At 55.2% G+C, this 25,929-nt stretch carries 21 protein-coding genes; 11 read left to right on the forward strand and 10 right to left on the reverse strand.

Features of this window, described 5'->3' with window-relative positions; genetic code table 11:
- Positions 1-146: 146 nt before the first annotated feature.
- From AC3GOJ_RS00090 to AC3GOJ_RS00105, 4 genes are all read left to right on the forward strand, one after another.
- Positions 147-1,013: a lysophospholipid acyltransferase family protein gene (locus AC3GOJ_RS00090; RefSeq protein ID WP_488235411.1), complete on the forward strand. Its 867-nt coding sequence runs from the start codon at positions 147-149 to the stop codon at positions 1,011-1,013.
- Positions 1,014-1,071: 58 nt separating this feature from the next.
- Complete coding sequence (locus tag AC3GOJ_RS00095; protein ID WP_488235412.1) at positions 1,072-1,446, forward strand: hypothetical protein; 375 nt, start codon at positions 1,072-1,074, stop codon at positions 1,444-1,446.
- A 147-nt stretch (positions 1,447-1,593) separates the two neighbouring features.
- Positions 1,594-1,932, forward strand: coding sequence for a MarR family transcriptional regulator (locus AC3GOJ_RS00100; protein WP_488235413.1), 339 nt, complete (start codon positions 1,594-1,596; stop codon positions 1,930-1,932).
- Positions 1,933-1,934: 2 nt separating this feature from the next.
- Entirely contained in the window at positions 1,935-2,465 is a 531-nt protein-coding gene (locus tag AC3GOJ_RS00105) for a hypothetical protein (RefSeq protein WP_488235414.1), read from the forward strand.
- Between the two features lie 156 nt (positions 2,466-2,621).
- On the opposite strand, the gene scpB is transcribed toward AC3GOJ_RS00105, so the two are convergent.
- Together scpB and nfsB are read right to left on the reverse strand one after the other, a co-directional pair.
- Positions 2,622-3,389 (reverse strand): methylmalonyl-CoA decarboxylase, encoded by a 768-nt coding sequence (gene scpB / locus AC3GOJ_RS00110; RefSeq protein ID WP_488235415.1) that lies wholly within the window; start codon positions 3,387-3,389, stop codon positions 2,622-2,624.
- Positions 3,390-3,409: 20 nt separating this feature from the next.
- Positions 3,410-4,063 carry an oxygen-insensitive NAD(P)H nitroreductase gene (gene nfsB, locus AC3GOJ_RS00115; RefSeq protein ID WP_488235416.1) on the reverse strand — a complete coding sequence of 218 codons (654 nt, stop codon included), beginning with the start codon at positions 4,061-4,063 and terminating at the stop codon, positions 3,410-3,412.
- An 87-nt stretch (positions 4,064-4,150) separates the two neighbouring features.
- On the opposite strand from nfsB, the gene AC3GOJ_RS00120 reads away from it, so the two are divergent.
- The 3 genes from AC3GOJ_RS00120 to AC3GOJ_RS00130 are packed head-to-tail and all read left to right on the forward strand — an operon-like array spanning position 4,151 to position 11,987.
- Positions 4,151-6,931, forward strand: coding sequence for a PD-(D/E)XK nuclease family protein (locus tag AC3GOJ_RS00120; protein WP_488235417.1), 2,781 nt, complete (start codon positions 4,151-4,153; stop codon positions 6,929-6,931).
- Entirely contained in the window at positions 6,924-10,427 is a 3,504-nt protein-coding gene (locus tag AC3GOJ_RS00125) for a UvrD-helicase domain-containing protein (protein WP_488235418.1), read from the forward strand. Before AC3GOJ_RS00120 ends, AC3GOJ_RS00125 begins: the two co-directional genes overlap by 8 nt.
- A 21-nt stretch (positions 10,428-10,448) precedes the next feature.
- Positions 10,449-11,987 (forward strand): AMP-binding protein, encoded by a 1,539-nt coding sequence (locus AC3GOJ_RS00130; RefSeq protein ID WP_488235419.1) that lies wholly within the window; start codon positions 10,449-10,451, stop codon positions 11,985-11,987.
- Here the strand turns inward: AC3GOJ_RS00130 and AC3GOJ_RS00135 are convergent.
- The gene (locus AC3GOJ_RS00135; protein ID WP_488235420.1) at positions 11,972-12,283 is read right to left on the reverse strand and encodes a hypothetical protein; all 312 of its coding nucleotides are present in this window, start codon (positions 12,281-12,283) and stop codon (positions 11,972-11,974) included. The genes AC3GOJ_RS00130 and AC3GOJ_RS00135 overlap by 16 nt on opposite strands.
- A 186-nt stretch (positions 12,284-12,469) precedes the next feature.
- Between AC3GOJ_RS00135 and AC3GOJ_RS00140 the strand changes: the two genes are divergently transcribed.
- From AC3GOJ_RS00140 to cobA, 4 genes are all read left to right on the forward strand, one after another.
- The gene (locus AC3GOJ_RS00140; RefSeq protein WP_488235421.1) at positions 12,470-13,189 is read left to right on the forward strand and encodes a DUF3313 domain-containing protein; all 720 of its coding nucleotides are present in this window, start codon (positions 12,470-12,472) and stop codon (positions 13,187-13,189) included.
- On the forward strand, positions 13,189-14,019 hold the full coding sequence (locus AC3GOJ_RS00145) for a cupin domain-containing protein (RefSeq protein ID WP_488235422.1): 831 nt from the start codon (positions 13,189-13,191) through the stop codon (positions 14,017-14,019). The genes AC3GOJ_RS00140 and AC3GOJ_RS00145 overlap by 1 nt, the downstream gene beginning before the upstream one ends.
- A gap of 64 nt (positions 14,020-14,083) precedes the next feature.
- The gene (locus tag AC3GOJ_RS00150) at positions 14,084-15,244 is read left to right on the forward strand and encodes a nitrate- and nitrite sensing domain-containing protein (RefSeq protein WP_488235423.1); all 1,161 of its coding nucleotides are present in this window, start codon (positions 14,084-14,086) and stop codon (positions 15,242-15,244) included.
- Between the two features lie 255 nt (positions 15,245-15,499).
- A complete protein-coding gene (gene cobA, locus AC3GOJ_RS00155) occupies positions 15,500-16,297 on the forward strand; it encodes a uroporphyrinogen-III C-methyltransferase (protein WP_488235424.1) in 798 nt (265 codons plus the stop codon).
- 22 nt (positions 16,298-16,319) lie between these two features.
- On the opposite strand, the gene AC3GOJ_RS00160 is transcribed toward cobA, so the two are convergent.
- The 7 genes from AC3GOJ_RS00160 to mobA form a co-directional block, all read right to left on the reverse strand.
- Positions 16,320-19,175: a nitrate reductase gene (locus AC3GOJ_RS00160; RefSeq protein WP_488235425.1), complete on the reverse strand. Its 2,856-nt coding sequence runs from the start codon at positions 19,173-19,175 to the stop codon at positions 16,320-16,322.
- A gap of 8 nt (positions 19,176-19,183) precedes the next feature.
- Complete coding sequence (gene nirD / locus AC3GOJ_RS00165) at positions 19,184-19,531, reverse strand: nitrite reductase small subunit NirD (RefSeq protein ID WP_488235426.1); 348 nt, start codon at positions 19,529-19,531, stop codon at positions 19,184-19,186.
- 30 nt (positions 19,532-19,561) lie between these two features.
- Positions 19,562-22,009 (reverse strand): nitrite reductase large subunit NirB, encoded by a 2,448-nt coding sequence (gene nirB / locus AC3GOJ_RS00170; protein WP_488235427.1) that lies wholly within the window; start codon positions 22,007-22,009, stop codon positions 19,562-19,564.
- 33 nt (positions 22,010-22,042) lie between these two features.
- A complete protein-coding gene (locus tag AC3GOJ_RS00175; RefSeq protein WP_488235428.1) occupies positions 22,043-22,840 on the reverse strand; it encodes an ABC transporter ATP-binding protein in 798 nt (265 codons plus the stop codon).
- A 1-nt stretch (position 22,841) separates the two neighbouring features.
- Positions 22,842-23,708, reverse strand: coding sequence for a nitrate ABC transporter permease (gene ntrB, locus AC3GOJ_RS00180; RefSeq protein ID WP_488235429.1), 867 nt, complete (start codon positions 23,706-23,708; stop codon positions 22,842-22,844).
- On the reverse strand, positions 23,708-24,973 hold the full coding sequence (locus AC3GOJ_RS00185) for a CmpA/NrtA family ABC transporter substrate-binding protein (protein ID WP_488235430.1): 1,266 nt from the start codon (positions 24,971-24,973) through the stop codon (positions 23,708-23,710). Before AC3GOJ_RS00185 ends, ntrB begins: the two co-directional genes overlap by 1 nt.
- Positions 24,974-25,251: 278 nt before the next feature.
- The gene (mobA, locus tag AC3GOJ_RS00190) at positions 25,252-25,851 is read right to left on the reverse strand and encodes a molybdenum cofactor guanylyltransferase (protein ID WP_488235431.1); all 600 of its coding nucleotides are present in this window, start codon (positions 25,849-25,851) and stop codon (positions 25,252-25,254) included.
- Between the last annotated feature and the right edge of the window lie 78 nt (positions 25,852-25,929).

A 25,929-nucleotide genomic window follows, 5' to 3' on the forward strand; every position in this document is an offset into this window, starting at 1 on the left:
ACCCGGCCAAACCCTGCTTTAGCGTAGAATGACGCCATACAACGCTTACAGCGATCGGCTCAGAGACTGCCCGTTCTGTAAGTCACCGTGCATGACTCACCAACGTGCCCGGTTGTTCCGGAGTGCGTTTTTACGTCTGAGCTTTGATGGCAAATCGTTTGGCAACCTTTTTGGTAATTGCGGCCTTTCGCGCACTGGGGCTTTTGCCGCTCATCTTGCTGCAGCGACTGGGCAGTTTGCTGGGATGGGTCGGTTGGATCATGCCGGGCACCTACAAAAAGCGGGCGGCACGAAATATGGCTTTTGCTTATCCGCAACCCTCCAAAAGACTCCAGCGTCAATCCATGCAGCAATTGCTCCAGATGTTTCTGGAATTACCCTATCTCTGGGCTCCGCGCAACGCGAACCGCCTGCAAAGTCTCGTCACGTGCGATGCCTGGCCACTGATCGAACAGACCCTGGCCGAAGGCCGGGGGCTGATTCTGATATCACCTCATATCGGGTGTTTTGAAATGCTCGGCCCCATTTATAGCCAGCGCCACCCAGCCGCGGTGATTTTCAAGGAGCCACGAATGCGCTGGCTGGGGGATCTGATTAACCGAATTCGCCTTTCGCCCCAGCTGACACTGGTCCCCGCTAATCAGAAAGGGGTTAAAGGCCTCGTCCGGACCCTGATGCGCGGACAAACCATCGGCTTTCTGCCAGACCAGGTGCCGGCGGAGGGCGATGGGGTCTATGCGCCGTTCTTTGGCCAACCGGCCTATACCATTACGCTGGTTCAGCGCATGCAGAGCCTGCGCCAGACACCGATCTTTACCGTCGGATTGGAGCGTCTGGCTAACGCCCGCGGCTATCATTTTCATGTCGAACCCATGACGGCACTGCTCTCCGACGATCCGGTCATCGCTGCCACAGAAATGAATGCCGCATTGGAAGCCATGATCCGCCGGATGCCCAGCCAGTATCTATGGGGCTATAACCGTTACAAGACTCCCCGACCGGCTAGAACCTGACGCGTTTTTTGTGCGCTGTGCCTTGCCGTAAACGAGTACCCTTCGGTAGCATGGCTGCATGAAAAAATTTCCGTTGTTATTCATCATCTTCACAGTGCTGACTGGCTGCGCATCATTTGATATGTCGGCGGCCCACTTACAGAATACCGTGCCCCGTTTCACGACCTTCACCACGGAAAGCCCCAAAGCCATGGCAACATGCATTGACGATCACTGGGCCAAATCGGGCTATTTTGCCCTGACCACCTCCCAGACCGACAAAGGTTTTGCCCTGCAAACAAGCCAGAAGCTCGCCGCTGACAGCAACAAGGTGCCGATGATGTACATCGAGGTCAACCCCAGCCGGGAAGGCTCGTCCGTTCGCTTTTATACGAACCGCACTGACGAAATTGCGGACCGCAGCATGATCAGCACCATCCAGCGCTGTCATTAGCCGCCGCAATGACTGATTTCCCCCACAACGCATACGGGAATGATAAATTGTTTTGCAAATCTCCAAAAAACGTCTAGACTGTCTCTACGGAAGCGTATAGATTTCCGACAGTTTCTTTCAAAAGCTTTCACCCCTCATGGAAAATAGATGATGAAATCCAAGAACCCTTATGTACGTCTGCTGAACTTCATGCGTGTCTCGAATAATGAAGACACTGGTTTTAGCGGCTGCGAGGAAGTCATGGCTTATATGCATGAAGCCAATGCGATCGGCAAAACCGTGAAGATCACTGATCTTGTTCAAAGCCTGCAGTTTGGCACTGGTCCGACGGTACATCGTAAGGTCACCGAACTGCAAGAACGCGGCATGATTGATGTGAAACGCTCGCCCACCGATGGTCGCGCCAAAGCACTGGTGCTGTCGGATGCTGGCATCAAACACCTCGAGTCGCGCAGCAAAGCACTGAAAACCGTTCTGCAAGCCTGAGCATGGTGGCTCGCGGGTCCGATAAGGTTGAGACCTTGGTCCCGAACCCACATGCGTCGGAGCGATTCCGACTGCCTTCTGGCGCTTTAGAGCAGGGGCGCTCTCAGCCTAAGCGCACGCCCCCAAAGCGCCGAAGTGACAACCGGCAGCTTGTACGCCGTCTGGCATTGGGCCTGGCGACCTTCCTGGTCGCTTTAGGCTTGGTTGCGGTGGTTTACGGGGTTGCTATTTCTGCGTCATTTCGCGATGTGACACTGGAAAACGGCACCACGGCAGCCATTGCGCTGCTTATCGGGTGCTTTACCCTGCCACTACCGCAGCGACTGAACCTGAAGCCCCAGGTGAATTTGCTGGTCTGTCTGGTGGTGCTGGCAGTGACACCTTGGACATACCAACTGGGCAACCAGCAAGAAGCGGCCGGTCTGGACTTGGCCACGGGCTTTAATTTTGTCTTCGAGGTTCTTCTGGCTGTGGTGCTTTATCGTCTCGCCGCCATCTACAGTGCCCGAGCGCAAGATATCGTAGAGGCTTGAAGCCCTACGCCCCGCCTCATGCCGGCGTTCATATTTCTGGAACTGGGGATCACCTTATTGCTGGTGCTGATCGTATGGGGCTGGCTTTATTGGCACCGGCCTCGTGAGCCTGACCATGCGTCTAAGCCCCCAGAAAAGTCTGAGCGGCGTTAACCACTAACACCCCTGGAATTTAGGCGATCGTTTATGTCGGATGGCATCCAGCCCTTCTGCATAATCCGAGCTGTTGTAGACCTCTTTACGTAACTCTTCCAGGCGCTCGAACTCCGAGGCCGAAAGATCACGGGCCCCCAGCAGCACATTCATCATTTCTTTGGTAGCACGAATGGTCAGCGGCGCATTTTTCAGAATCTTTGCGGCGAGATCAAGGCAAAACCCTTCCAGGGTCTCTGCTGGGACGACATGGTTAACAGCCCCGGCACTGGCCAGACGCGCGGCCGGCATCGGGGCAGCGGTAAATAAAAGTTCTTTGAGTAGCTGCGGCGTCATGGCGCGCGTAAACGTCGATAAGCCGTTGATGTTGTAGGGTACACCCAGGCGGGCGGGCGTCAAGGCAAAGGTCGTTTCTGTGGCGGTCACCACCAAGTCACAGGCCATCGCCAACTCACAGGCACCACCCCAGACCGAGCCTTCAATCATCGCAATGACCGGCGACGGAAAGTTATGAATGGTCCGCGTCATGCGCGGCAGAATCTCGGCCCAGTCCAAGGGGTCTTGCCCTGCTGGCGGAAGCTCATCCACATCATGGCCAGCGGACCAGACCTGCACTCCGCTGTTTGCCCGCAGAATCACCACGCGGATCCGGTTTTCCCGGAAACTATCGAGAATGAGGGTTAACTGATCAACAAAAGCCTCGCACAAGACATTGCGCCGGGCATCGTTGTTCATCGTAATGATGCCGATATCCCCCTGTATCGAAGACAACAGTGGTCTCATATCCGTGCTCACAGCTCAGTAATGACGGCGGATTCAGCCAAACGGGATTTCGGCAATGCCGCGTTGAAGTCCTGACTGCCACTACGCCCCAGTGCGACAAGAACCTGACTTCTCAAGCCCTGCGCCGGTAAATCAAGCGCCTGATCCAGGGCTGCCGCGTCAAAGCCCTCGATCGGGCAGGCATTAACGCCCAGATCGGCAGCGCCGAGCAGCACAAACCCCAAAGCAATGTACACCTGACGAGCCGCCCAATGCAGGACGCCATCCGGGTGCTGGGCATGCTTGTGGACATAGCCCGAGCGCACCTTGTGCTGGTTGAGTCGCGCCTCTTCCGTGGCCAAGCGACCATCCGCGGTTTCCTGATCCAGGACCGAGCGCAGATAGGCCTCATCCATGACATCACGTGCACACATGACAAGTACGGCCGATGCGTTCATGATCTTCGGCTCATTGTAGGCGAAGTCCCCCGATGCACCGGCGGCCACCAGACGTTTGCCGGCATCACTGGTTGCCAGAAAGAAATGCCAGGGTTGTGCATTTGTCGAGGAGGGTGCCATCCGGAGCAAAGCACGAATTTGCTTGAGCTGGGCATCGCTGAGCCGGAAATCGGGATCAAAGGCTTTGGTGGTTTTGCGTTGCAGGGTCAGATCAGCAAGTGTCATAGTTCATCCGCAGGAAAGAGGAGATCAAATCAGGCGCAGCAAGTTCGGGCTGCTTCAGCTAGTATGTTAACCGTATAAGACGATGATATGACAGCTTCTGAATCCCTCAATTTTCCCCAAGTCCCGCTATCCGGCTTGACAGCGAATAGCGTGATTCTGTGTGCCACACAGCGTCTGGCCAAGACGCTTTCGCGCAGCCATGATGAGGCCGCCGGTCAGCAACAGGCATGGCAATCGCTGCAGGCGACAACCGTCAATCTGTGGCTCGGCAACCTGCATGCCGCATTGGATCTGCGCGGCTTGTTGCCCCCGGCGCTGAGCGGTCTGCGCGTACTGAATAGCTTCCAGGAAAAGCTGATCTGGGAAGGGGTCATTAAGGAAGCGCTGGACACCCGGCTGGAGCCGTTATTCGACCTTTCGGCACTGGCGGCTCGTGCCAGTCAGGCACATCGACTGTCGATTCAGTGGAATATTCCGGTCAACCCGTCTTCCGGTGCGACGGAAGAACAAGCCCACTTTCAGCTATGGCAGCAAGATTTTCAAGCGCGTTGCCAGACGCAACAACTGATTGATACGACCCGTATGCAGGCGTATCTGATTGACCATCTGCCCGCCATCCCGAGATCACTGCTTCAGCCCCAGGTCGTTTTTGCGGGCTTCGACCACTACACCATCCTCGAGCAGCGCCTACAACAACAGCTGGCGGCTGCGGGCATTAATCTGGTCACACTGGCTCAATCGAGTCATAAGTCATGCATCAGCCGTGTTGCGCCGATTGATCTGGACGACGAGTGCCAGTCAATTGCCCTGTGGGCACAAAGTCATTTACGTGAGAACCCCGGGGTCCGTTTGGGCGTCGTCGTCCCGGAACTGGCTGCTTACCAGTATCCACTGCAGGACGCACTGGAAGACCGGCTAAGCACGATGCCGCTGATCAGTCATCATGCCAAACCGGAACGACCTTTTAATATCAGCCTCGGCCAGGCCCTGAGCGCGACTCCGATGGTGCAGACCGCACTGACTCTGCTGGATATCCTGGCAAACTATCGTGACATTGAGCAATCGGTTTTCGCCCATCTGCTTCATAGCCCTTACTGGTCTGATGCCAGCACAGAGGCAGACAGCCGGGCGCGTCTGGATGTGGCCTATCGTGCGAGTGTCGCACTGAAAGCCCCATTACGTCGTTATGTGGACTTTGCCGACTGGCTACTGACGGAACAGCAACTCCTTGCGCCCAATTTAAGACAGCACCTGGCACACTTGTTGCGCACCTCTGCGCGTTTGGGCGGTGAGCGTTCACCCGCCGAGTGGCGAGCCCAGATTGAATCAGCCCTGGTCGCCTGTGGCTGGCTCCACGCATTACCGCTGAACAGCCTGGAGTTTCAGACGCGCCAGGCTTTTCAGGAAACACTGGAAGAACTTGGACGTCTTGAGCACATCAGCAGCAAACTATCGCTATGCGGCGCAGTGACGTTGATCCGACAGCTTTGCCAGGAGACACTGTTCCAGCCGAAAACTCAGGGCACCCCCCCTATCCAGATTCTTGGCATGCTCGAATCCACCGGGCTGAGTTTTGACGCACTCTGGATCGCAGGCCTCACGGAAAACAGCTGGCCCCCTGTTGCACGACCCAATCCCTTACTTTCCATCAGCGCGCAGCGTGCCCAGAATGCGCCCAATGCCTGCGCGCGTGTGCAACTGAGCTTTGCGCAGCAGATTCAGGCGCGCCTTTTCCGCAGCGCTCCCGAAATCACGGTCAGCGCTCCCGCTCGCGAAGGCGAGGCGCTCATACAACCGAGCGCCCTGATTGCCGATCTGCCCTTAACCCCACTACCGGAAACCCCGCCCCTTGCCTGGATCCAGAGCGTACTCTCCCGGGATCCAGCAATGCTGACTTGCATCGAGGATACATTTGCCCCGCCGGTTGAAGAAGGCCAACGGGTCCGCGGTGGTACCTGGTTGTTACGCGCACAGGCGGTCTGTCCGGCCTGGGGATACTACGAGTTCCGACTGGGTGCCAAAGCCTTGCAAACACCCTGCGAAGGTCTGGATGCGCGGCAACGGGGCACGCTGGTTCACCATGCGATGGAAGCCTTCTGGAAAAAAACGCAGGATCTTAAGACGCTCCAGCAGCTGGTGCTTTCGGGTCTGAAAGGTGCCGTCGATGAAGCGGTCGATTTTGCGTTGACTGAATTTAACGCCGACAAACGCCACGAGCCTCTGAAACCAAGGCAGCACATACTGGAACAACAACGGCTACGCCGCCTCATGATCGCCTGGTTAGGGATCGAAGCCCAACGTCAAGATGCATTTACCGTGCTGCACACGGAACACGAATTCAAAGAGTGCATCGGCGGTATCGAAGTACGGATGTTTATCGACCGGATTGACCAGCGAAACGATGGCCGGATTCTGATTGTGGATTACAAGACCGGCGCCAATATCGACACCAAAAACTGGGCCCAAGCGCGGCTGACAGAACCCCAATTGCCCATTTACGCGGCGATTGCCCAACCGCCGGGCGGTCATGTCGCCGGTGTTGCCTTTGCGCAGCTGCATCTGGCCAAGCTGGGCTTCAAAGGCATTGGCGAAGCTCTTGAAACGCCTCTCGGCATTGAAGACCTGCAAAGCGACAAAGCTCGCCGGCTATTCGATTCGACGCGCTTCCCGGATTGGGCCAGCCTCCTGAACCACTGGAGACAGGCCATCTACGCGGTCGCTGCAGAAGTCTGCCGGGGTGACGCCGGTGTCCGTTTTGCTAATGACAAAGACCTCCGCTACTGCGATGTCAAACCTTTGCTGAGGCTGGCCGAGCGCGCAAATCTGCTTAAACAACCGTCTGCTGTTGTGGAATCTCGTGATGCCTAAGTACGCTGCTATCGAAACGCCCCCACTGACACCGGAAGCCCGGATAGCCGCCGACCGTGAAGCACGTGACAAGGCTCTGAACCCGGAACAATCATTCATTGTCGACGCGCCGGCCGGCGCCGGTAAAACCGAATTGCTCACCCAGCGCTTTCTGGTACTACTGGCCCGGGTAACCGAGCCGGAAGAAGTCGTGGCACTGACCTTTACACGAAAAGCTGCCGCTGAAATGCGGGATCGGGTCATGGCCAATCTGCGCCGTGCGATAGAACCTCTGGCCGCCGACACGCCCGAGCATTCGCAAATCACGTATCGGCTCGCCCAGGGTGTGCTGAAGCAAAACAGTCGATGCGGCTGGCAATTGCTGGAACAGCCCGGTCGTCTGCGCATCATGACGCTGGACGCACTCTCGATGAGCCTGGCCCGCCAGATGCCTTTGCTCTCACGCTTTGGCAGCCAACCAGCACTAAGTACCGAGTGCCAACCGCTGTATGAACACGCTGCACAGGAAACCGTTGCCCTATTGGATAGTACCGATCAAAGCGAGGACGCAGAAGTCGTTGCCCGAGTCCTAGATTATTTCGACAACGATAACAGCCGTCTTCAGACCATGCTTGTGGCCATGCTCGAACGACGTGACCAGTGGCAGAAATATGCATTCCGCCAAGAGCACACCGGATTGCAGCAGGAAATCAGCCGCGTTCTGTACGGATTGGTGAGCAGCGAGCTCAAAGTCATTGCAGCGGAACTCCACCCTATTTTTACGCCCGAGGTGATGGCAGCGGCCAGACATGCGGCAGCGAATAGTCCTGACGCATCCATTCACATTCTTGCCGAGTGGCGCGAGGCCTTAGCCGCTGACGCTACAGTATTAGCTGACTGGCGCGCCGTGGCGGACCTTTTCCTGACGGGCAGCGGCACATTACGCAAAGACTACCGTGCCCCCATCAACCTGGCGGGCACGGCAAATAAAGCACAAAAAGAATGCCTCAAAGTAGCGCTACTTGAAATCAGCCGTCTCAATCTGACCAATGCGCTCCTCAGAATACGGACGCTACCCGAGCCCCGTCTCGACGAGGAAGCTTCAGCGATCATCAGTGATCTGGCGCACCTACTCAAGTTAGCCAGCGGCAAGCTCTGGCTCGCCTTTATCCGAGAAAAAACAGTTGACCATACAGAAATCGCGCAGCGGGCGTTGATGGCACTCGGGGAATCAGACGCCCCAACGGATCTCGCCCAACAACTGGATTATCAGATTCGCCATCTTTTGGTCGATGAGTTTCAGGATACCAGCCCGACGCAGGTTTCGCTTCTGGAAAAACTGACCGCTGGCTGGTCAACCGACGGGAGCCAGACACTCTTTCTGGTTGGCGATCCGATGCAGTCGATCTACCGCTTCCGCAAAGCAGATGTCGGCCTCTTCATTCGCGTGCGCCAGCAGGGTATCGGCCACATTCAGCCGGAACCCCTTCGCCTTTACCTCAATTACCGATCAACCAGTAATATTGTCGACTGGGTGAATCAAACCTTCCGGCCGATCTTTTCGGAACGCGATGATGCCATGCGTGGCGCAGTTTGCTTCAGCCCTGCTGTGGCTAAAAAGTCATCGTCTGTGCAGTCCGGTGTCTTCATCCACCCAATCATCAGTGGCGAATCTGTGGACGACAGTGACTTGGGTCAGACACAAACGCCCGCTGACGAGCGTGAAGCACAGCGTGTTCTCGAGCTGATCCAGATGGCACGTGTCGATCAGCCAATGGGCCGTGTGGCCGTCCTGGTTCGAGCCCGCTCACACCTCACGACCCTCGTCGCGCTCTTGCAGGCCCAAGAACCCCGCGTGCCGTTTCAGGCCGTGGAAATTGATGCCCTGGCAGCTCGCCAACCGATTCAGGATCTGGTCTCCCTGACCCGTGCACTTCACCATCAGGGCGACCGCATCCACTGGCTAGCTATTTTACGTGCACCCTGGTGCGGCATGCGCCTGAAAGATCTGCACCAGCTTGCCGCCGATGACCACGATCGGACGCTCTGGGCGCTCATGCAGGACGAGGTCCGCATCAGCGCCATGTCCGATGAAGGCCAGAAACGCCTCAAACACCTGCGCCAGATACTGCAAGCTGCCTACAGCTCACGCAGTCTTTTGCGTCCCAGACGTTGGGTGGAGTGTGTCTGGCGTGGCCTCGGTGGTCACTTCACGCTTCAGGAGGCCAATGATGTCGCCGATGTGCAGGCTTATTTCAAATTGCTCGACCAACTGGATCGGCAGGGCAGTCTTGATCTCGAACATCTGGATGAGGGGCTACAGCGCCTTTTTGCCGCCCCCGATACATCGCCGGATAGCCAACATGTGCAATTGATGACAATCCACAAGTCCAAGGGACTGCAGTTTGATACGGTCATCATCCCCGGTTTGCACAAAAGACTACCCGGCGATGATAAAGCCCTGCTGTTATGGGATACGGTATTGCTGGACGATGATCAGGAACACCTCGTGGTCGCCCCCATTGCACCGAACGGCGCTGCAAGCACTTCGCTGCCCAGCGCCTACGATCTGCTCAGAAACCTGGAAAAAACTCGGAGCCTTAATGAAGCTCAACGGGTGCTCTATGTGGGGGTCACACGCGCCGAACGATCACTGCATCTGCTGGGGGTAGCGCAGCGCGACCAGAAATCCGATGATCGGACTACCCTGCGCCAACCTGCTACGGCTTCACTATTGGCAACACTGTGGCCTGAACTGTCAGGGCAGTTTCAGGCAGCCGCTGCCGAGGCACCTGAAACGGCAGCGTATACGTTGAGTCGATCCATGATCGACCCAGAACACTTTATACCACCGCTGTTTCGCCTTGACAGTACCCACCTCATGTCACCAACGGACATGGCGCCACGATTGAGCCCTCTGCCCGAGACAGCAAGCTCCCCATCCTCCGGCGTGCTCACAAGCACTGCCCGTAGCCTGATCGACCGACATATCGGGACGCTGACACACCGATATCTTGAAGCGATTGCCCACGATGGGCTCGAAGCCTGGCCGGTGTCTCGGGTCTCGGCACTCTTGCCGGTGATGACACGCCTTCTGATTCAGGAAGGCCACCATCAGGATGAAGCAAGCATGGCTGCCCAACACGTCATCCTGGAGATCACGGGTGCCTTGTTATCCGAGGCAGGTCGCTGGCTATTGGGTCCGAGAACGGCAGCCGCATGCGAAGTCCCCATGAGCCGCCTGCAGCCTGAGACTCAAGATGCATTTGAGCATCATGTGATTGACCGCATCTTCATTGATGAAGGCATCCGTTGGATTATCGATTACAAAACCCTGCGGGCCGATCAGCCTCTCACCCAGGAGGCCCTTCATTCAAAGGCCTTAAGCTACCAATCGCAACTCTCTCGCTACGCTTCGCTGTTCGCTGTCGACCCCACACCAACCCGTACAGCGATTTTTTTCCCGGCGCATGGCACACTCATCGATATCACGACGCATTCGTCGAGCGTACGTTAACTGCTTAGCGACAAAAACAACATGCCTGCCAATAATACGATTCCGAAACGCCTCCTCATGGCGGCCGCAGCCAACCGTAGCCGTCAGCCCATTCTTTATGACGAGCTGGGGCGGTCTCTGACCTTTGATCGGCTGATCATCGGTTGTGCCGTCCTGTCGCGGAAAATCGAGGGATTCACACTGCGGCACCATGTCGGCTGCCTGCTACCCAATAGCGTCACGGGTGTTGTTGCCACGTTCGGCTGTCATTTCGCTCATAAAACAGCGGTCCTGCTGAATTACACCTTCCCGCTGCCCACCCTGCTGCGCTGTTGTCAGCGTGCACATCTCGATGTAGTAATGACTTCACGTCAGTTCCTGGAGAAGTCTGGCTTAGCAGACCTGCCTGATTTACTGGCGGCGCACGGGATCCGCGTGATTTTCCTGGAAGATGTCGCCAAACAAATCGGACGCCTGGCCAAACTGCGTGGCATGCTGCGTGTCCGTCTAAAGCGGCTTCAAACGGAACGCAGCGCCCCTGACGATGCTGCGGTCATTCTCTTCACCTCCGGCAGCGAGGCCGAGCCTAAGGCGGTAGTCCTTACCCACCGCAATCTGCTCGCTAACTGCACCCAGATTCTCGAAGCCTTCCCCATCGGCAAACAAGAGATCATGTTCAGCGCACTGCCGCATTTCCATGCTTTCGGCTTGACGGCCGGCGTGATTCTTCCTTTGATGAATGGCATGAAAACGGTGGTCGGCCTATCACCGCTGCGCCATAAGGAAAATCTTCAGCTCATTCGCCAACACCGGGCAACTGTGTTGCTTTCAACGGATACCTTCCTGGCACAGATGTACAAAATCGCCCAAAAAGAAGATCTGGCTACGATCCGCTACGTGGTTGCTGGTGCAGAGCGACTCAAACCGCGAACGCGTGAACTCTATGAAGCCCTAGGCGTCACGATGCTTGAAGGCTATGGCGCCACCGAAGCCGGGCCGGTGATTGCCGTCAATGTGCCAGGTGCCAGCCGTCACGGCACCGTTGGCCGTGTTCTGCCACATATCGAATACCGGATTGAACCCCACGATGGCATCGAAGACGGCGGTGTATTGCATGTTCGGGGGCCGAATATGATGAAGTCCTATCTTCATGACTTACTGGAAGACCGCTCGTCGCTCGACGACGGCTGGTATGACACCGGTGATATCGTGTCAGTGGACGATGGGGGCTTTCTCGTCATTAAAGGGCGAAAAAAACGCTTTACCAAAATTGCCGGGGAAATGATCTCGCTCGGGTTTATTGAGGATGAAGTCTCCCGGTTATCTCCTGACTACCAGCATGCCGCGATCGCCATCGAGTCGGATGCACAGAGCAAAACACGGATCTGCCTCTATACGAACGATCCGGCCCTAACCCTAGAAAACATTCGGCGGCACTTTAATGAGTCGCGTATTCCTAATACCTATCTTCCCCGGGAACTGATCCACATGGCCGAACTTCCGGTACTACGTACCGGGAAAGTCGATTACCAAACACTGCAACAGCAGATCAGTGCGGGTTCGACTCAGTCCCGTTCGTAGTAATAGATGGGGGGTGCAGCTGGCACCGCATAGACCGGTGGCGGCCCGTAATAGGGCTGAGCAACAACCACTCTGGGCGGCAGCGGTCCAAGGTATACCGCTGCCGGATAGTGAGGTCGCGGCTGCGCCCAGGCATTGATCGCCAACCCACCGACAACCGCTCCCGCTACAAAGGGCGCCCAACCCCAGCCGTTACCACCGCGGCCGTGCTGATGACGATGCCCACCACCGGCCAGCGCCGGCTGCACCAGGGTTGCTGCTACAGCAACCGCAAAAATCAGTTTTTGTAATTTCATGGCGACCTCCTCAAAAAAAGTCACAACGTCGTGACTCATAACGCGTCATCTCGTCAGCGGATGACAAATCCACCATCAGAATTCACAGGTGCGCTGTAAATTTTTGTAACAGACGCTGGACAGTCCTATCACTTCGTTTTAGTCTTGCCGATGATGCTAACCAACATCAAGTCGGAGTCTTTTACTATGACTGTTCATCACCTGAATCGCCTACATCAACGCTTCGATCTTGCACGCCAGCTGGTCCTTGCGACGACAACCGGTCTTCTGCTAGCCGGCTGTGCCAGCGGTGGATTAAGCCAATCGCAGAAATCAGGTTTCCTTGGTCATGGCGAATATGACCGTCTGCAAAAGGTGGAAAGCCCGGCCCCCGGAGTCAATATCTATCGCTACGTCAGCCCGGATTTCAAACGCAACGATTACAAGGGTGTCATGATCGATCCGGTCACGCTGTACCAGACGGCACTGCGTAATGAAGGCAATAAGGGCATATCGGAAGAAACCATCTACCAGACACGCCTCATCATTGATCAGGACATCAAAACGAAGGCAGCACGTCGTTTTAATGTTGTCGACAAGCCGGGGCCTGGCGTAGCGCGTGTCAGTATCGCCATTACCGGAGCCGAGGTTGAAGGCGAAGGATTCAAACCGCGTAACCTTGTCCCCATTTCAGCGGTGCTGAATGTTGCCCAGAAGGCGACCGGGCTTGATTCCAAAACTGCAGTACTGGTTGTTGAGGCCAAGCTCCGTGACAGCGTTACCGGCAAACTGCTGGGCGAAGGGGTCTATACTATGTCGAGCGACACCTTCCGCATGGAATCCAGCACCCCGGAGCAGTTCCAAAAACTGGCCACGGATTGGGTGACGACTGCCGTTCGGGTTGCTGCCGGCCAGGCGGATCACTGATGATGCGCTACCATTTACTCACTGCTGCGTTACTAACAACCGCGTTTGCACCAGCCATTTGTGCGCATGATGTGGCGAGCTCCTACACGAGCGCGATACCCGGAGTCTCGGCCGATGTTCTGGCCAAAACTGACAAATCGTGGAATGGGAGTGTATTACCTGCATACCCTGCTGGTCAGCCTCAGATAACAATCATCCGCTATCAATTCGCGCCCGGCACCGTGTTACCTATTCATAAACACCCGGTGATTAACGCGGGTGTCCTACTCCGCGGTCAGCTCAGTGTTAAGACAGCCTCAGGCCAGACGTTGGTATTAAAAGCTGGCGATCCGATCGTCGAACTCGTGAATCAATGGCACGAGGGTCGGAACGACGGTGATGAAACTGCAGAGCTGATTATTTTCTATGCTGGCACACCAGGCCTACCGCTGGCTATACGTCAAACAGCAGACAACACCGACACAGCGCAACCGGTGATTCAACCGGGGCATACCTCCTCAAAAATTTCCGGTGCTAGTGTGCCATTTCTGTCAGGGGGTGTTGGAGAGGAATCCTTGGCAGCGATCACCGCCCGAGAGAAAGACTTTGATCTCAAACTCTTTCTGGTCGGGCAGTCGGGCAGCTACCTCAGCGATATTCGTGTAACGATCACCGATCAGGCCGGAAAAGGCGTGCTGCTGACAACGAGTGAAGGTCCGATCCTCCTCGCCAATCTGCCAACGGGAACCTACAGTGTCAAAGTGCAAAAAAACGGGCAGACCCTAGAACAGAAAATCAGCGTTACACGAGGCAAACTACAAATCACGTATTTCCGATTCGCCGGTGAGTAATTAAATCATGGCGTTAGCAGCATCCTTCCTGACAGCTGGACAGTATCAGGCTAGATCGCAACTCATGGCACTCGCCGGAACCTGTGGACTCGTCCGATGTGTCGGTGAATTGGTACATCATCTCCAGGCTGAACGTGGTGCAACGAATTTAACCTTGGGGACGCAAGGAGCCCGCTTTGAAAAACTCTGGCAGGACCGCTGCCAAAGTTCCGATCATGCAAAGGAGCGCTTCGAATATCTGCTTTCAGAAGACAGTAAACCGCTTATCGCAAGTGGTGGCAGTCGATTTTGTTTTAGCGCTGCACTCTCACTGAATGAGCTGGATCAGCTGACGGCTATTCGCCAACAAACACAAGATGGGCACCACACGCCCATCATGGCGACGCGACAATACTGCCAGATTATTCGCTCACTGCTGTCGCTAATTTTCGAGGCGATTAATGCGGTTGCCGAACCTTCGGTTGCTAAACTACTCGTTGCACTCTTCAATTTAATTGAAGGCAAAGAGGCTTGCGGGATTGAGCGTGCGAATGGTGCCCGGATGTTTAGCGCGGAATCCATCACACCTGAAGATCTATCGCTCCTCTCGGATTTGATAGCACAACAGGAACAGGCCTTCGGGCGCTTCGAGGCTTTCTGTGATCCCACCACGATGCAACAGTGGCGTATCCTGCAAACGCTCTTGCCACTGGCTGAAATAGAACGCATGCGTCGTATCTTGCTTGGTGGTATTGCAAACAACAGCGATGATGCGCATCAGTGGTTCACCTGCTGCTCAGAACGCATAGACCGTTTACACGAAGTCGAGCAACATCTGGCAAATCACCTGGAAGCAGTGTGCCGTGAGCGGATCGCTGAATCCGAAATATCTTACACAGCGACGACAGAGAATTTGGATTCAGCCTCTGGAATCCTACCGCTATCGCAATCGAATGCGCTATTGGAGCCACGCATCCATCGGGATTTATACGACCTCCTGCAGGCAAAAACGCGACAACTTGAAATGGCTAACCAGGAGCTGGCGAGCGTGCGCGCATCCCTGGAGGATCGAAAATTAATCGAGCGTGCAAAAGGACTTCTGATGTCACAACAAGGCATCAGCGAAACAGAAGCCTACGGATTGATTCGGCAAAAAGCGATGAATCAGAAAATACGGATGGCAGACATCGCTCAAGCCGTGATTACCATGGCCGATCTGATCGCCGGCGCAGACAAACGCACCTGAACAGTGCAAGCGCATACTGCAAGGCACATTTTCTGGGCACTGTCCGGCCAACACCCCTCGTGGATACAGGGATGCATCACCATTCTGAGGTTGGCGCGATTCCTGCTTAAAGTAACAGGTAGGTCAATGATGACTATTCGCGCGACTCCGACTGATCCATAAATCAGATCGAGCTGCACAAGGACAACGACGTCCATTCCTGGCGCAACACTTTGCGGGGGGATGGGCGTTTTTTATTGCTTGACAGGAAACTTCATGCCAGCCACACCCTATTATCAACATAGCCGCCCTCATGTGACCCTGGTTGGTGCCGGTCCCGGCGACGCGGAACTACTCACGCTTAAGGCCGTTAACGCGATTCGAGGTGCAACCGTCTTATTGGTCGATGATCTCGTCAATCCAGCGATATTGGCGCATGCCTCCCCGAGAGCCCGTGTTATCCATGTCGGAAAACGTGGTGGTTGCATCTCTACACCGCAGAGCTTTATTGAAAAGTTGATGATTCTTGCTGTACGCGATGGCGAGCAGGTTGTCCGGCTGAAAGGTGGCGACCCATTTATCTTCGGGCGCGGCGGCGAAGAGATGCATCATCTGGTCGAAGCCGGTATCGAGGTTGATGTGATCAACGGCATAACGGCGGGTCTTGCCGCCAGTAGTACTCTGGGAATTGCGCTCACACATCGGGAGCATGCGCATGGCGTTGTTTTTATTACTGGTCATAACCGACCCGGCGACATCCCCTTCAATTGGGCACGTCTGGCAACAACAGCGCACCATTGCCAACTCACCCTGGTGATTTACATGGGCATGGGACAGATGAGCGTCATCGAAACCGGACTCTTACAAGGCTTACCGACAACGACACCCGCCGCCGTGATACAACACGCCAGCCTACCGGAGCAACGACAAGTCATTTGCACACTCGGAAATCTGTGCCAAACAGTTGAAATGCATCAACTTGCCAGCCCGTCCATAATTGTCGTTGGTCCGGTAGTTACGACGGCAAATCTGACGGCTTTGACGACGCAGCAACCTGCCGTTATCGCCGCCTGACTACAAGATGGCATGACCCCTATCAGGGTTGTCGGGCAACGTCCGACAGATGCTCACCGGCCATCTGTTTGAGCTCTGGCACACAGGAGCCACAATTCGTCCCACACCCTAATCGGGTTTTCAACGACTGGACCAGGCCTTCTGGCGTTTGGTCGGTCAAGGTTGCCAATATTTCCTCAATACGTATGCTACTGGTGTTAAAACAGTTGCAAACCACTTTGCCGCGTTTCAGACTCAAACCCATCAGCGGCGCTTGCTTATCCGGCGTAGCCAACTGACGACTCATTTGAGTGACATCCGTTGCGTTCTCCAGCAAGCCTCTCAGCCAATGCCGCGATACCACGGCTTGCGCACCCCCGGTCAAAAGGAAAGCGCGCACCTGGTACCTTTCACTTTCACGGGATAGCCCAATGAATCGAGCCGTCCCTGACCGCGGGTCACGGTAATTCACGACCCCCACGTCATTGAGACCAAACAACTGCCGAAGCGCTTCAATCAATGAAGTGTTCACGGGTTCAAGGCTGGCAAGCCGAAATTCGACACCCAGCCACGCATCTCCATCCTCTGAGGTTGCTGAAGGCTCGGATTCACGTCCGAATATCACGGCACTGCCATAGCAGCCATCATTAAATTTATGGCGCAGTGTATTCTGAATCCGAATGGCATCCTCCGGTGCAAATCGTCCGCAGGCTGAAAGATGCCAAGGTGCATTTGCCTTCCGCAATGCGACGGCGGCATGTTTGAATTCGGGCTGTTTTGAAATAGGATCAATGGTGTCGATGGTCAAGGTATTCACCCCGTAACCCGGCGCTTTACCCGCCCGACCCGCGACAAATTCGCCACCCCAGTGCATAGCAACAAATGCCTGACTGCAGGAAATATCCTCCGACAAGGCCACCGGCAACATTTGGCATCCGCGCCGACTCGTCACATAGACTAATTCATCATTTTCCAAATCAAGACGGCGCGCATCTGCCGGGTTGATCTGCACACAAGGATGTGGCGCGTGTGAAAATAAGCGTCCCAGATTACCGGTCCGGCTCATGCCGTGCCACTGATCACGCAAACGACCTGTGGTCACCGCAAACGGGAAGCGTTGATCCCGTTCTTCGGCCGTTGGTCTATAGACGGGTGCTGCAAATCGGGCGCGGCCGCTGGGCGTCTGGAACACCCCGTCTTCGTACAGACGCTGCTGCCCGACCAACATCCCGGTGCGCATAGGCCATTGCTGTGGACCAACATCTTCCAGGATGTCATAGCTCAGGCCCGTAATATCCAGATCTCTACCCGCCGTCGTGGCCCGATGCTCATTCCACACGTCTTCTGGTGATGTGTACGGAAAAAGACGATCTGCCGCACCAATATCCTCGACCAACAAGGCGGCCATACGTCTTGCGATATCAACACCAATCTCCCAATCGTGACGACAGTCGGCATAAGGCGGAACCGCCGCACGCACCCGTGAAATTCGGCGTTCACTGTTGGTGACGGTCCCATCTTTCTCACCCCAGGTGGTGGCCGGTAAAAAAATATCCGCGTAGGCCACGGTCGCCGTATTGGCATAGGCATCCTGCACAATCACCAATTCGGCCTGGCGCAATGCCTCGTGGACCAGCGTCTGATTGGGGAGCGATTGCGCCGGATTGGTACAGACGATCCAGATGGCTTTAAGCTCACCTTGCCGCAGCGCCTCGAACATCGGTACCGCGGTTAAGCCCGGCTGATCCGGCACAGACGGCAGCCCCCACAAGGCAGCCACTTCAGCGCGATCTTCTGCAGACTTCAAATCTCGGTGTGCCGATAACAGATTGGCCATAGCACCGACTTCACGCCCGCCCATGGCATTCGGTTGACCGGTTAGGGAGAATGGGCCGGCGCCGACCCGGCCAATTTGGCCGGTTGCGAGATGTAGATTGATCAGCGATGTGTTCTTATCCGTACCCGCGGACGACTGGTTAAGCCCCTGACAATACAACGAGAGTGTCGGGCCGGCGCAGGCGAACAAACGTGCGGCCTCATACAAATCAGTTTCGGCTATCCCGCATATCTGACAAACCAGCGATGGCGGATAGTCTGCCACGCAACCGGAAAGCGCTTCAAATCCTTCCGTATGTGATTCAATATAGCTTGTATCCGTCCAGCCATTGGACAGCATCACATGCAACAAGCCATGGTGCAGCACAACATCGGTACCGGGTTGGATCTTCAGAAACAAATCTGCAGAGCGCGATGTATCTGTTTCCCGCACATCGACAACGATCAGCTTCTGGCCTGGATTCTTTTCCCGGGCCTGCTCAATACGACGAAATAGAATCGGATGGGCAAAGGCCGTATTGGATCCGGTAATAAAAATGGTTTGTGCCGCATTAATATCCTCGTAACAGCAAGGCGGCGCATCAGAGCCCAGAGTCTGCTTGTATCCTGCCACGGCACTCGACATGCAAAGCCGTGAATTGCTATCCACATTATTCGTACCCACCAATCCTTTGGCGAGTTTATTGAAGACGTAATAGTCCTCCGTCAGCATTTGGCCTGACAGATAGAAACCAACCGAATTGGGACCGTGCGTCTTGATAATCTGCGCCAGCCGCTGAGCAACGGTCTCTGCCGCCTCTGCCCAGCTCACCGGTTGCCGAACCCCATCCCGAAGCTGACATTGCTCAGGATGCCTTCCCCGCACCTGATCGTAAATGCTGTCCTGTGCACTCAAATGCAGTGTCGAACCCTTCGTGCATAAGCGCCCAAAATTGGCCGGATGTTGAGCATCTCCGTGCACACCAACAATTTTCTGTTTACCATCTGCCCGGATATCGGTCTTGATTTCCAGACCGCAACCCACGCCGCAATAACAACAGGTACTCCGGGTGCTCGCCATCATGCACTCACTTATTTGAGATCGCCTGCCAGCAGATACACGGCATCGGCCTCTTGCAGGACAGCAAAAGCCTTGGCGCAACCAGCATCGGGCGCAACCGCCTCACCCGTGTTCAAATCAATCTGCCAGCTATGCAGTGGGCACGTGACCCGCTCACCATGCACCAACCCTTGTGACAGTGGCCCACCCCGGTGCGGGCAGCGGTCCAGAATCGCCTTTACTCGCAAATCAGCGGTTCTAAAAAGCGCCACGGGTTTACCGCTCGCCGTTTCCACGACTCGAGCCCCCAGCAAAGGAATATCGCTGACTGAAGCAACGCGCACCCAGGTTTTCTGATCTCGCAACAGCGTGTCTGTCATGGTTCTCTCTCTGATCGTTTGTCTAGTCATTCAAACCGGCACCGGCTCAATGCGGATTGGCTGGAACTGGCGCAAGTCAACACCGGCTCGTTCGAAATCCTTCCAGGGATCAGGCGCATCTTTCAGATCTGCACACAGCCGCTCATATAGTGCCTGACGGTTCGCTAGGTCATCCACAACCTTCTGCTTCACATAATCCAGACCAACCCGCTGGACATAATGCACGGTACGGTCCAGATAATGCGCTTCTTCGCGATAGAGCTGGAGAAAGGCTCCGGATACCGCCATCACCTCTTCGGCGGTTTTAACCTTGCAGAGAAATTCAGCGACCTCGGTCTTGATGCCGCCATTGCCTGCCACATAAATCTCCCACCCGGAATCGACACCGATGATGCCGACATCCTTGATCCCCGCTTCGGCACAGTTACGCGGACAACCGGACACCGCCAATTTGACCTTATGCGGCGCATACATCCCGAACAACATTTTTTCTAGCACGACGCCCATGTCCATAGAGCGCTGCGTACCAAAACGGCAATGTTCCGATCCAACACAGGTCTTCACCGTGCGGATGGATTTACCGTAGGCATGGCCAGATGGCATATCTAAATCTTTCCAAACCCCAGGCAGGTCTTCTTTTTTTATGCCTAACAGATCAATTCGCTGCCCGCCGGTCACCTTAATGGTCGGTACCTGATACTTATCTGCCACATCAGCAATGCGGCGCAGTTCATCCGCTGTCGTCAGGCCACCCCACATCCGCGGCACAACCGAGTAGGTACCATCTTTCTGGATGTTGGCATGGGCGCGTTCGTTGATAAAGCGCGATTGCGGATCATCTTTCGCGTCATGCGGCCAAGTAGAGATCAGATAATAATTGACGGCGGGTCGGCATGTAGCGCACCCATTCGGCGTACGCCATTCCATAAACGCCATCACGGCATCGCGGGATACCAGCTTGTGCTCCCGAATGGCCCGGCGCACCTCATCGTGCGAATGATCGGTACAACCACAAACCGGTTTCTTCTGATCAGGTGCCGAATAATCTGTCCCCAGCACATTCATCAGCACCTGCTCCACCAACCCCGTACACGAGCCGCAGGAGCCACTGGCCTTGGTGCACTTACGCACGGCATCCAAGGTCAGCAAATTCTGCTCGCGCACCGCCTTGACGATGGCACCCTTGGTTACCCCGTTACAACCACAGACCTCATCCTCATCGGCCATAGCTGCAGCCTTGTTATGGCCTTCATGCCCGACATCGCCCGTTGTATGCTCACCAAACATCAACCGGTCACGCAGTGACGAAACGTCCTTCTCTTCGCGCAGCAGTTTGAAATACCAGGCCCCATCCGCTGTGTCCCCATACAGACAGGCACCGATGAGCTTTTCATCTTTGACGAGCAGCTTCTTGTACACACCGCCGATCGGATCAGAGAGGGTAATTTCTTCCACACCCTCCCCCCCCATAAAATCACCGGCCGAGAACAAATCAATCCCGGTGACTTTCAGCTTAGTCGATGTCTGTGAGCCCTGATAACGCGCAATCCCCAGCTGCGCCAGATGATTGGCACAGACCTTGGCCTGCTCGTACAGTGGGGCTACCAGACCATAGGCAATGCCCCGATGATTGGCACATTCGCCAATCGCATAGATTTTCGGGTCATACGTCTGCATGGTGTCATTGACCACCACACCACGGTTACATAACAAACCGGCAGACTCTGCAAGTTCGGTGCTGGGTCGAATCCCTGCAGCCATGACGACCAGATCAGCCGGAATGATCGTCCCGTCTTTGAATTCAATACTGCCTACCCGATCACCGCTGGCATTGCTATGCAAAGCCACGGTATGCGTATTGAGCAGAAAATCCAGGCCCTTCTTTTCCAGTGAGGCCTGGAGCAAATTACCAGCCACCTCATCCAGTTGCCGCTCCAGCAGCCATGGACCAATGTGAACGACGGTAACTTTCATGCCGCGTAGCAGCAGCCCGTTGGCAGCCTCCAATCCAAGCAGACCACCACCAATCACCACCGCATGCTGGTACCTCTTGGCGGCTTCAATCATGTCGTTGGTATCTTTGATATCTCGATAGCCGATGACCCCAGGCAAATCCTTACCGGGCACCGGCAGAATGAACGGCACGGAGCCTGTGGCCAATAGCAACCGGTCGTACTGTGCCGTTGTGCCATCCTCGGCAATCACCTGACGGTTCACGCGATCAATCTTCACAACCTTCTTGTTCAGATGCAACGCAATGCCCTGCTCTTCGTACCAGCTCAAGGGATTCAGGACAATCTGGTCGAGGGTCTGCTCACCGGCTAGTACCGGTGACAGCATGATCCGGTTATAGTTCGGATGTGGTTCAGCGCCAAACACCGTGATCTCATACAGATCCGGCTCCAGACGCAGCAGTTCTTCGAGCGTACGGACGCCGGCCATGCCGTTGCCCACCATCACCAGCTTCAACTTTTTCATCATCACACCTATTGTTCAGCGCATTGAAGGACGTCAGGCCGCATGAGGATGACGTTGCTTGTTGTAGAGGAAATCCAGCACCGCGGTTTTGCAGGCTTGATATTTGGCATCGCTGGCCATCAAGACCCGATCACGGGGCTTTGCCACATCCACCGTCAGGATTTCGCCAATCGTGGCGGCCGGGCCATTCGTGAGCATGACGATGCGATCCGAGAGCAACACAGCTTCGTCAACATCATGTGTCACCATAATCACCGTGCACTGTTTGGCGGCGACGATCTTCATCAGTTCGTCCTGAAGATTGGCACGGGTCAACGCATCCAGCGCGCCAAAAGGCTCGTCCAGCAGCAGGACTTGCGGCTCCATCGCCAACGCCCGTGCAATCCCCACACGCTGTTTCATACCGCCCGAGATTTCATGCGGAAGTTTGTTACGGGAATGGGCCAGGCCCACCATGGCAATCGCATCATCCGTGCGTTGAATCAGCTGTTGCTTTGATTCTTCCTTGCCGAAAACGCGCTCAACCCCCAGATACACGTTTTCAAAACAAGTCAGCCAGGGCAGCAACGAGTGGTTTTGGAATACCACGGCACGAGCCGGGCCGGGACCGGCGATTTCCTTATTGGCACAGATCAACGCGCCACTAGTCGGAAAGGTCAACCCGGCAATCAGATTGAGCAATGTTGACTTACCACAGCCCGAGTGCCCAATCAGGGAGATAAATTCGCCCTTGCGCACCACCAGATTGACATCTCTCAGGGCATCAAAACGCCCTTTCTTGGTCAGGAAGGATTGGGCAACGCCTTCAATGATGAGATAGCGGTCGTTCATGTCACACCTCGTACGAGAACTGTTTGGCAATGAAGATGAGCAGGTGTTCCAACATGAGGCCGACAATCCCGATCACAAAAATGGCGATCACAATGTGCTCGACCTTCAGGTTGTTCCATTCGTCCCACAGCCAGAAGCCGATACCGGTCCCCCCCGTCAGCATTTCGGCAGCGACAATCACCAGCCAGGCCGTGCCGATCGACAAGCGTACCCCGGTCAGCATGTACGGCAAGGTTGCCGGAAACAGGATTTTCGAGAACACGTTCCAGCCCGAAAGATTGAGCACGCGGGCAATGTTCAGATAATCCTGCGGGATCTTGCTCACTCCCACGGCGGTATTGATGATCATTGGCCAGATCGAGCAAATCGAAATCACCCAGATGGCTGCCGGATTAGCGGCCTTGAATAGCAGCAAGCCGATAGGTAGCCACGCGAGTGGCGATACCGGCCGCAGCAGATTGATGACGGGCGCCATCATTCTGTTGAGAAAAGCGAAATAGCCGATCGCAAAGCCCAGCGGAATGCCAACCAATGCGGCAAAACCAAAGCCTAAACCTACGCGGCCAAGTGAATACAGAAGGTTCCAACCGATCCCCTGATCATTCGGGCCATTGACATAGAACGGATCAGAGAACAGTTTGATCGCCGCATTCAGCGTGAAAGCCGGAGAAGGAATCGCTTCAATGAAGAGGTGAATGCCCTGCCAGATCACCAGGAAAAGCAATAGCCCGAGCAACGTGGGGAACAGACTGCCAAACCCTGCCAGCACTTTCGCGCGCAACACCAAGCGATGCGCCTCTCTGGCCCTCAGTACTGCCAGCTCATCTGGCTGACTGGATACGTCAGCCGTTAATTCCGGTGCGCTCATCAGGCACCTCCTTTGATTTTGAAGCCGTCCGCGTAGGCGGCTGGATTTTTTCCGTCCCACACGACACCATCTATGAGTTTCGATGTCCGGAAATCTGATTTCGGAATGGGCGCACCGACTACCGTTGCCGCTGACTTGTAGAGTTCTATCCGATTGACCTTCTTGGCAACAGCAAGGTAATCCGGATGGTCTTTGAGCAAGCCCCAACGCTTGTGCTGCGTCAGGAACCACATACCATCCGAGAGATACGGGTAATTGGCCATACCATCGCCGTAAAAGCGCATCGGATTTTTGTCATCCCAGGTCTTGCCCAGGCCATTGGAATAACGACCCAGCATACGGTCCAGAATCACATCCACATCCGTATTCACGTATGACTTAGCGGCAATCACTTCGGCTGTCTTGTACTTGTTCGCATTTGATGCATCAATGTACTTGGATGCTTCCAGAATGGCGCAGATCAACGCCCGACAGGTGTTCGGATATTTGTTCGCAAAATCCGAGGTGGTGCCCAAAACCTTTTCAGGATGGTCTTTCCAGATGCCCTGGCTGGTTTCTGCGGTAAAGCCAATTTTGTCGATAACCGCACGTGCATTCCAGGGCTCGCCCACGCAGTAGCCATCCATATTCCCAACCCGCATATTGGCAACCATCTGTGGCGGCGGAACAGTGATGATCTTGGCGTCCTTGAACGGGTTGATGTTATTGGCAGCCATCCAGTAATACAGCCACATGGCGTGCGTCCCTGTCGGATAAGTCTGGGCGAACGTGTACTCCCGCTTTTCCTTAAGCATCTGTGCTTTGAGGGTGGCACCATCCTTCACGCCGGCATCTGCCAGCTTCTTGGAAAGCGTAATCGCTTGGCCGTTGTTATTAAGATTCATCAGAACCGCCATATCTTTCTGCGACCCGCCGATGCCCATCTGTACACCGTAGATCAGACCATAGAGCACATGAGCAGCATCGAGCTCCCCATTGGACAACTTATCGCGGACCCCGGCCCATGAGGCTTCTTTGGTCGGCACAATCGTGATGCCGTACTTTTTATCCAACCCCAGATACGAAGCCATGACGACCGAGGCACAGTCCGTCAGTGGAATGAACCCCACTTTGACTTCTTTCTTTTCCGGCGCATCCGAACCTGCCGCCCAGGCACCGGCTTTGAGCAGCGGATCAGCCAGCGTCAGCGCGCCGACGCCGGCAACCGCCTTGGCTGTTTTGGCGAGCATTTCTCTTCTCGAGAACAGATTGATGTCTTTCGTCATGATGATCCCCTGGATGGTTTGAAAATTCAGTCGCGGCAACGGCAAAAAAAAACGCCCACCGGTCAAAAGCCCTCGCTTCTCCGGTAGACGTCGTTGTCTGTCTGCAAAGACCATCGTTGGCCTTTGCTCATCGTTAACAAAGCAACAAGCGTGCCAAGCAAAAAATGGTCTATAAATCAAACCATCAGCGCTCTGACATTGGAGGAGCTCACCATCCTGGTGCGCCGCAGCAACAAACCGGTGCATAGCGCGCACCGCAAACCGGCCAATGGCCAGGATCAGCTCTTCGGGCCGATTTCTGCTTGCACCGCCTGCCAGGCCGACGGGGTATTCACATTAAATAGCGCCTGTGCAATGGCCTCATCCGGCACACAGATCTGCAGTTCCAGCGTTTCGATAAACTGCTTAACCGACCAAGCAAACCCTTGCGATAGCGCTGCGTCTGCATCAACACATCGGGCATCCAAGGCCTCGGTTTTTACCAAAACCAGCGGCAACGGATTATCGGCAATCATGCACCCGCTATCGCCGCCAGCCATCAACAGGAGTTTTTGAATTATTGACGGTGTCAACCACGGCACATCGACGGGTATCACAACGACCGCCGCCCCCCCCGGTATCTCGACCATGGCATTCAAAATGGAAACAATCCCCCCCACAGGGCCAAGGTCGGGGTAGGCATCCGCAAAACAAAGAAACTCCGGATACAAATCGGGTTGACCACTGACAACCACGGTCGTACAACCAGAGGCCTCCAATAATGCCACGCTTCGAGCCAGCAAGCTTTGACCGCATAGCCTCAACATGGCCTTATCCGTACCCATACGTCTGGATTGCCCACCGGCCAAAACGACACCGTATATCCGAGGGAAATTCAAATTCGTTCCTTTGTATGAAGCTGATTTTTAAGATGGTTAGCGAATCGCTGCTCTGGCGTGCTTCTGAATACCCAGATA

It is taken from the genome of Fluviibacter sp., assembly GCF_057744235.1.

Excerpts from the sequence above, each read along its gene's own strand:
- AC3GOJ_RS00090 (WP_488235411.1), top strand. The coding sequence starts at position 147 with ATGGCAAATCGTTTGGCAACCTTTTTGGTAATTGCGGCCTTTCGCGCA.
- AC3GOJ_RS00095 (WP_488235412.1), top strand. The coding sequence starts at position 1,072 with ATGAAAAAATTTCCGTTGTTATTCATCATCTTCACAGTGCTGACTGGC.
- AC3GOJ_RS00100 (WP_488235413.1), top strand. The coding sequence starts at position 1,594 with ATGATGAAATCCAAGAACCCTTATGTACGTCTGCTGAACTTCATGCGT.
- AC3GOJ_RS00105 (WP_488235414.1), top strand. The coding sequence starts at position 1,935 with ATGGTGGCTCGCGGGTCCGATAAGGTTGAGACCTTGGTCCCGAACCCA.
- nfsB (WP_488235416.1), bottom strand. The coding sequence starts at position 4,063 with ATGACACTTGCTGATCTGACCCTGCAACGCAAAACCACCAAAGCCTTT.
- AC3GOJ_RS00120 (WP_488235417.1), top strand. The coding sequence starts at position 4,151 with ATGACAGCTTCTGAATCCCTCAATTTTCCCCAAGTCCCGCTATCCGGC.
- AC3GOJ_RS00125 (WP_488235418.1), top strand. The coding sequence starts at position 6,924 with ATGCCTAAGTACGCTGCTATCGAAACGCCCCCACTGACACCGGAAGCC.
- AC3GOJ_RS00130 (WP_488235419.1), top strand. The coding sequence starts at position 10,449 with ATGCCTGCCAATAATACGATTCCGAAACGCCTCCTCATGGCGGCCGCA.
- AC3GOJ_RS00135 (WP_488235420.1), bottom strand. The coding sequence starts at position 12,283 with ATGAAATTACAAAAACTGATTTTTGCGGTTGCTGTAGCAGCAACCCTG.
- AC3GOJ_RS00140 (WP_488235421.1), top strand. The coding sequence starts at position 12,470 with ATGACTGTTCATCACCTGAATCGCCTACATCAACGCTTCGATCTTGCA.
- AC3GOJ_RS00145 (WP_488235422.1), top strand. The coding sequence starts at position 13,189 with ATGATGCGCTACCATTTACTCACTGCTGCGTTACTAACAACCGCGTTT.
- AC3GOJ_RS00150 (WP_488235423.1), top strand. The coding sequence starts at position 14,084 with ATGGCACTCGCCGGAACCTGTGGACTCGTCCGATGTGTCGGTGAATTG.
- cobA (WP_488235424.1), top strand. The coding sequence starts at position 15,500 with ATGCCAGCCACACCCTATTATCAACATAGCCGCCCTCATGTGACCCTG.
- AC3GOJ_RS00160 (WP_488235425.1), bottom strand. The coding sequence starts at position 19,175 with ATGATGGCGAGCACCCGGAGTACCTGTTGTTATTGCGGCGTGGGTTGC.
- nirD (WP_488235426.1), bottom strand. The coding sequence starts at position 19,531 with ATGACAGACACGCTGTTGCGAGATCAGAAAACCTGGGTGCGCGTTGCT.
- nirB (WP_488235427.1), bottom strand. The coding sequence starts at position 22,009 with ATGAAAAAGTTGAAGCTGGTGATGGTGGGCAACGGCATGGCCGGCGTC.
- AC3GOJ_RS00175 (WP_488235428.1), bottom strand. The coding sequence starts at position 22,840 with ATGAACGACCGCTATCTCATCATTGAAGGCGTTGCCCAATCCTTCCTG.
- ntrB (WP_488235429.1), bottom strand. The coding sequence starts at position 23,708 with ATGAGCGCACCGGAATTAACGGCTGACGTATCCAGTCAGCCAGATGAG.
- AC3GOJ_RS00185 (WP_488235430.1), bottom strand. The coding sequence starts at position 24,973 with ATGACGAAAGACATCAATCTGTTCTCGAGAAGAGAAATGCTCGCCAAA.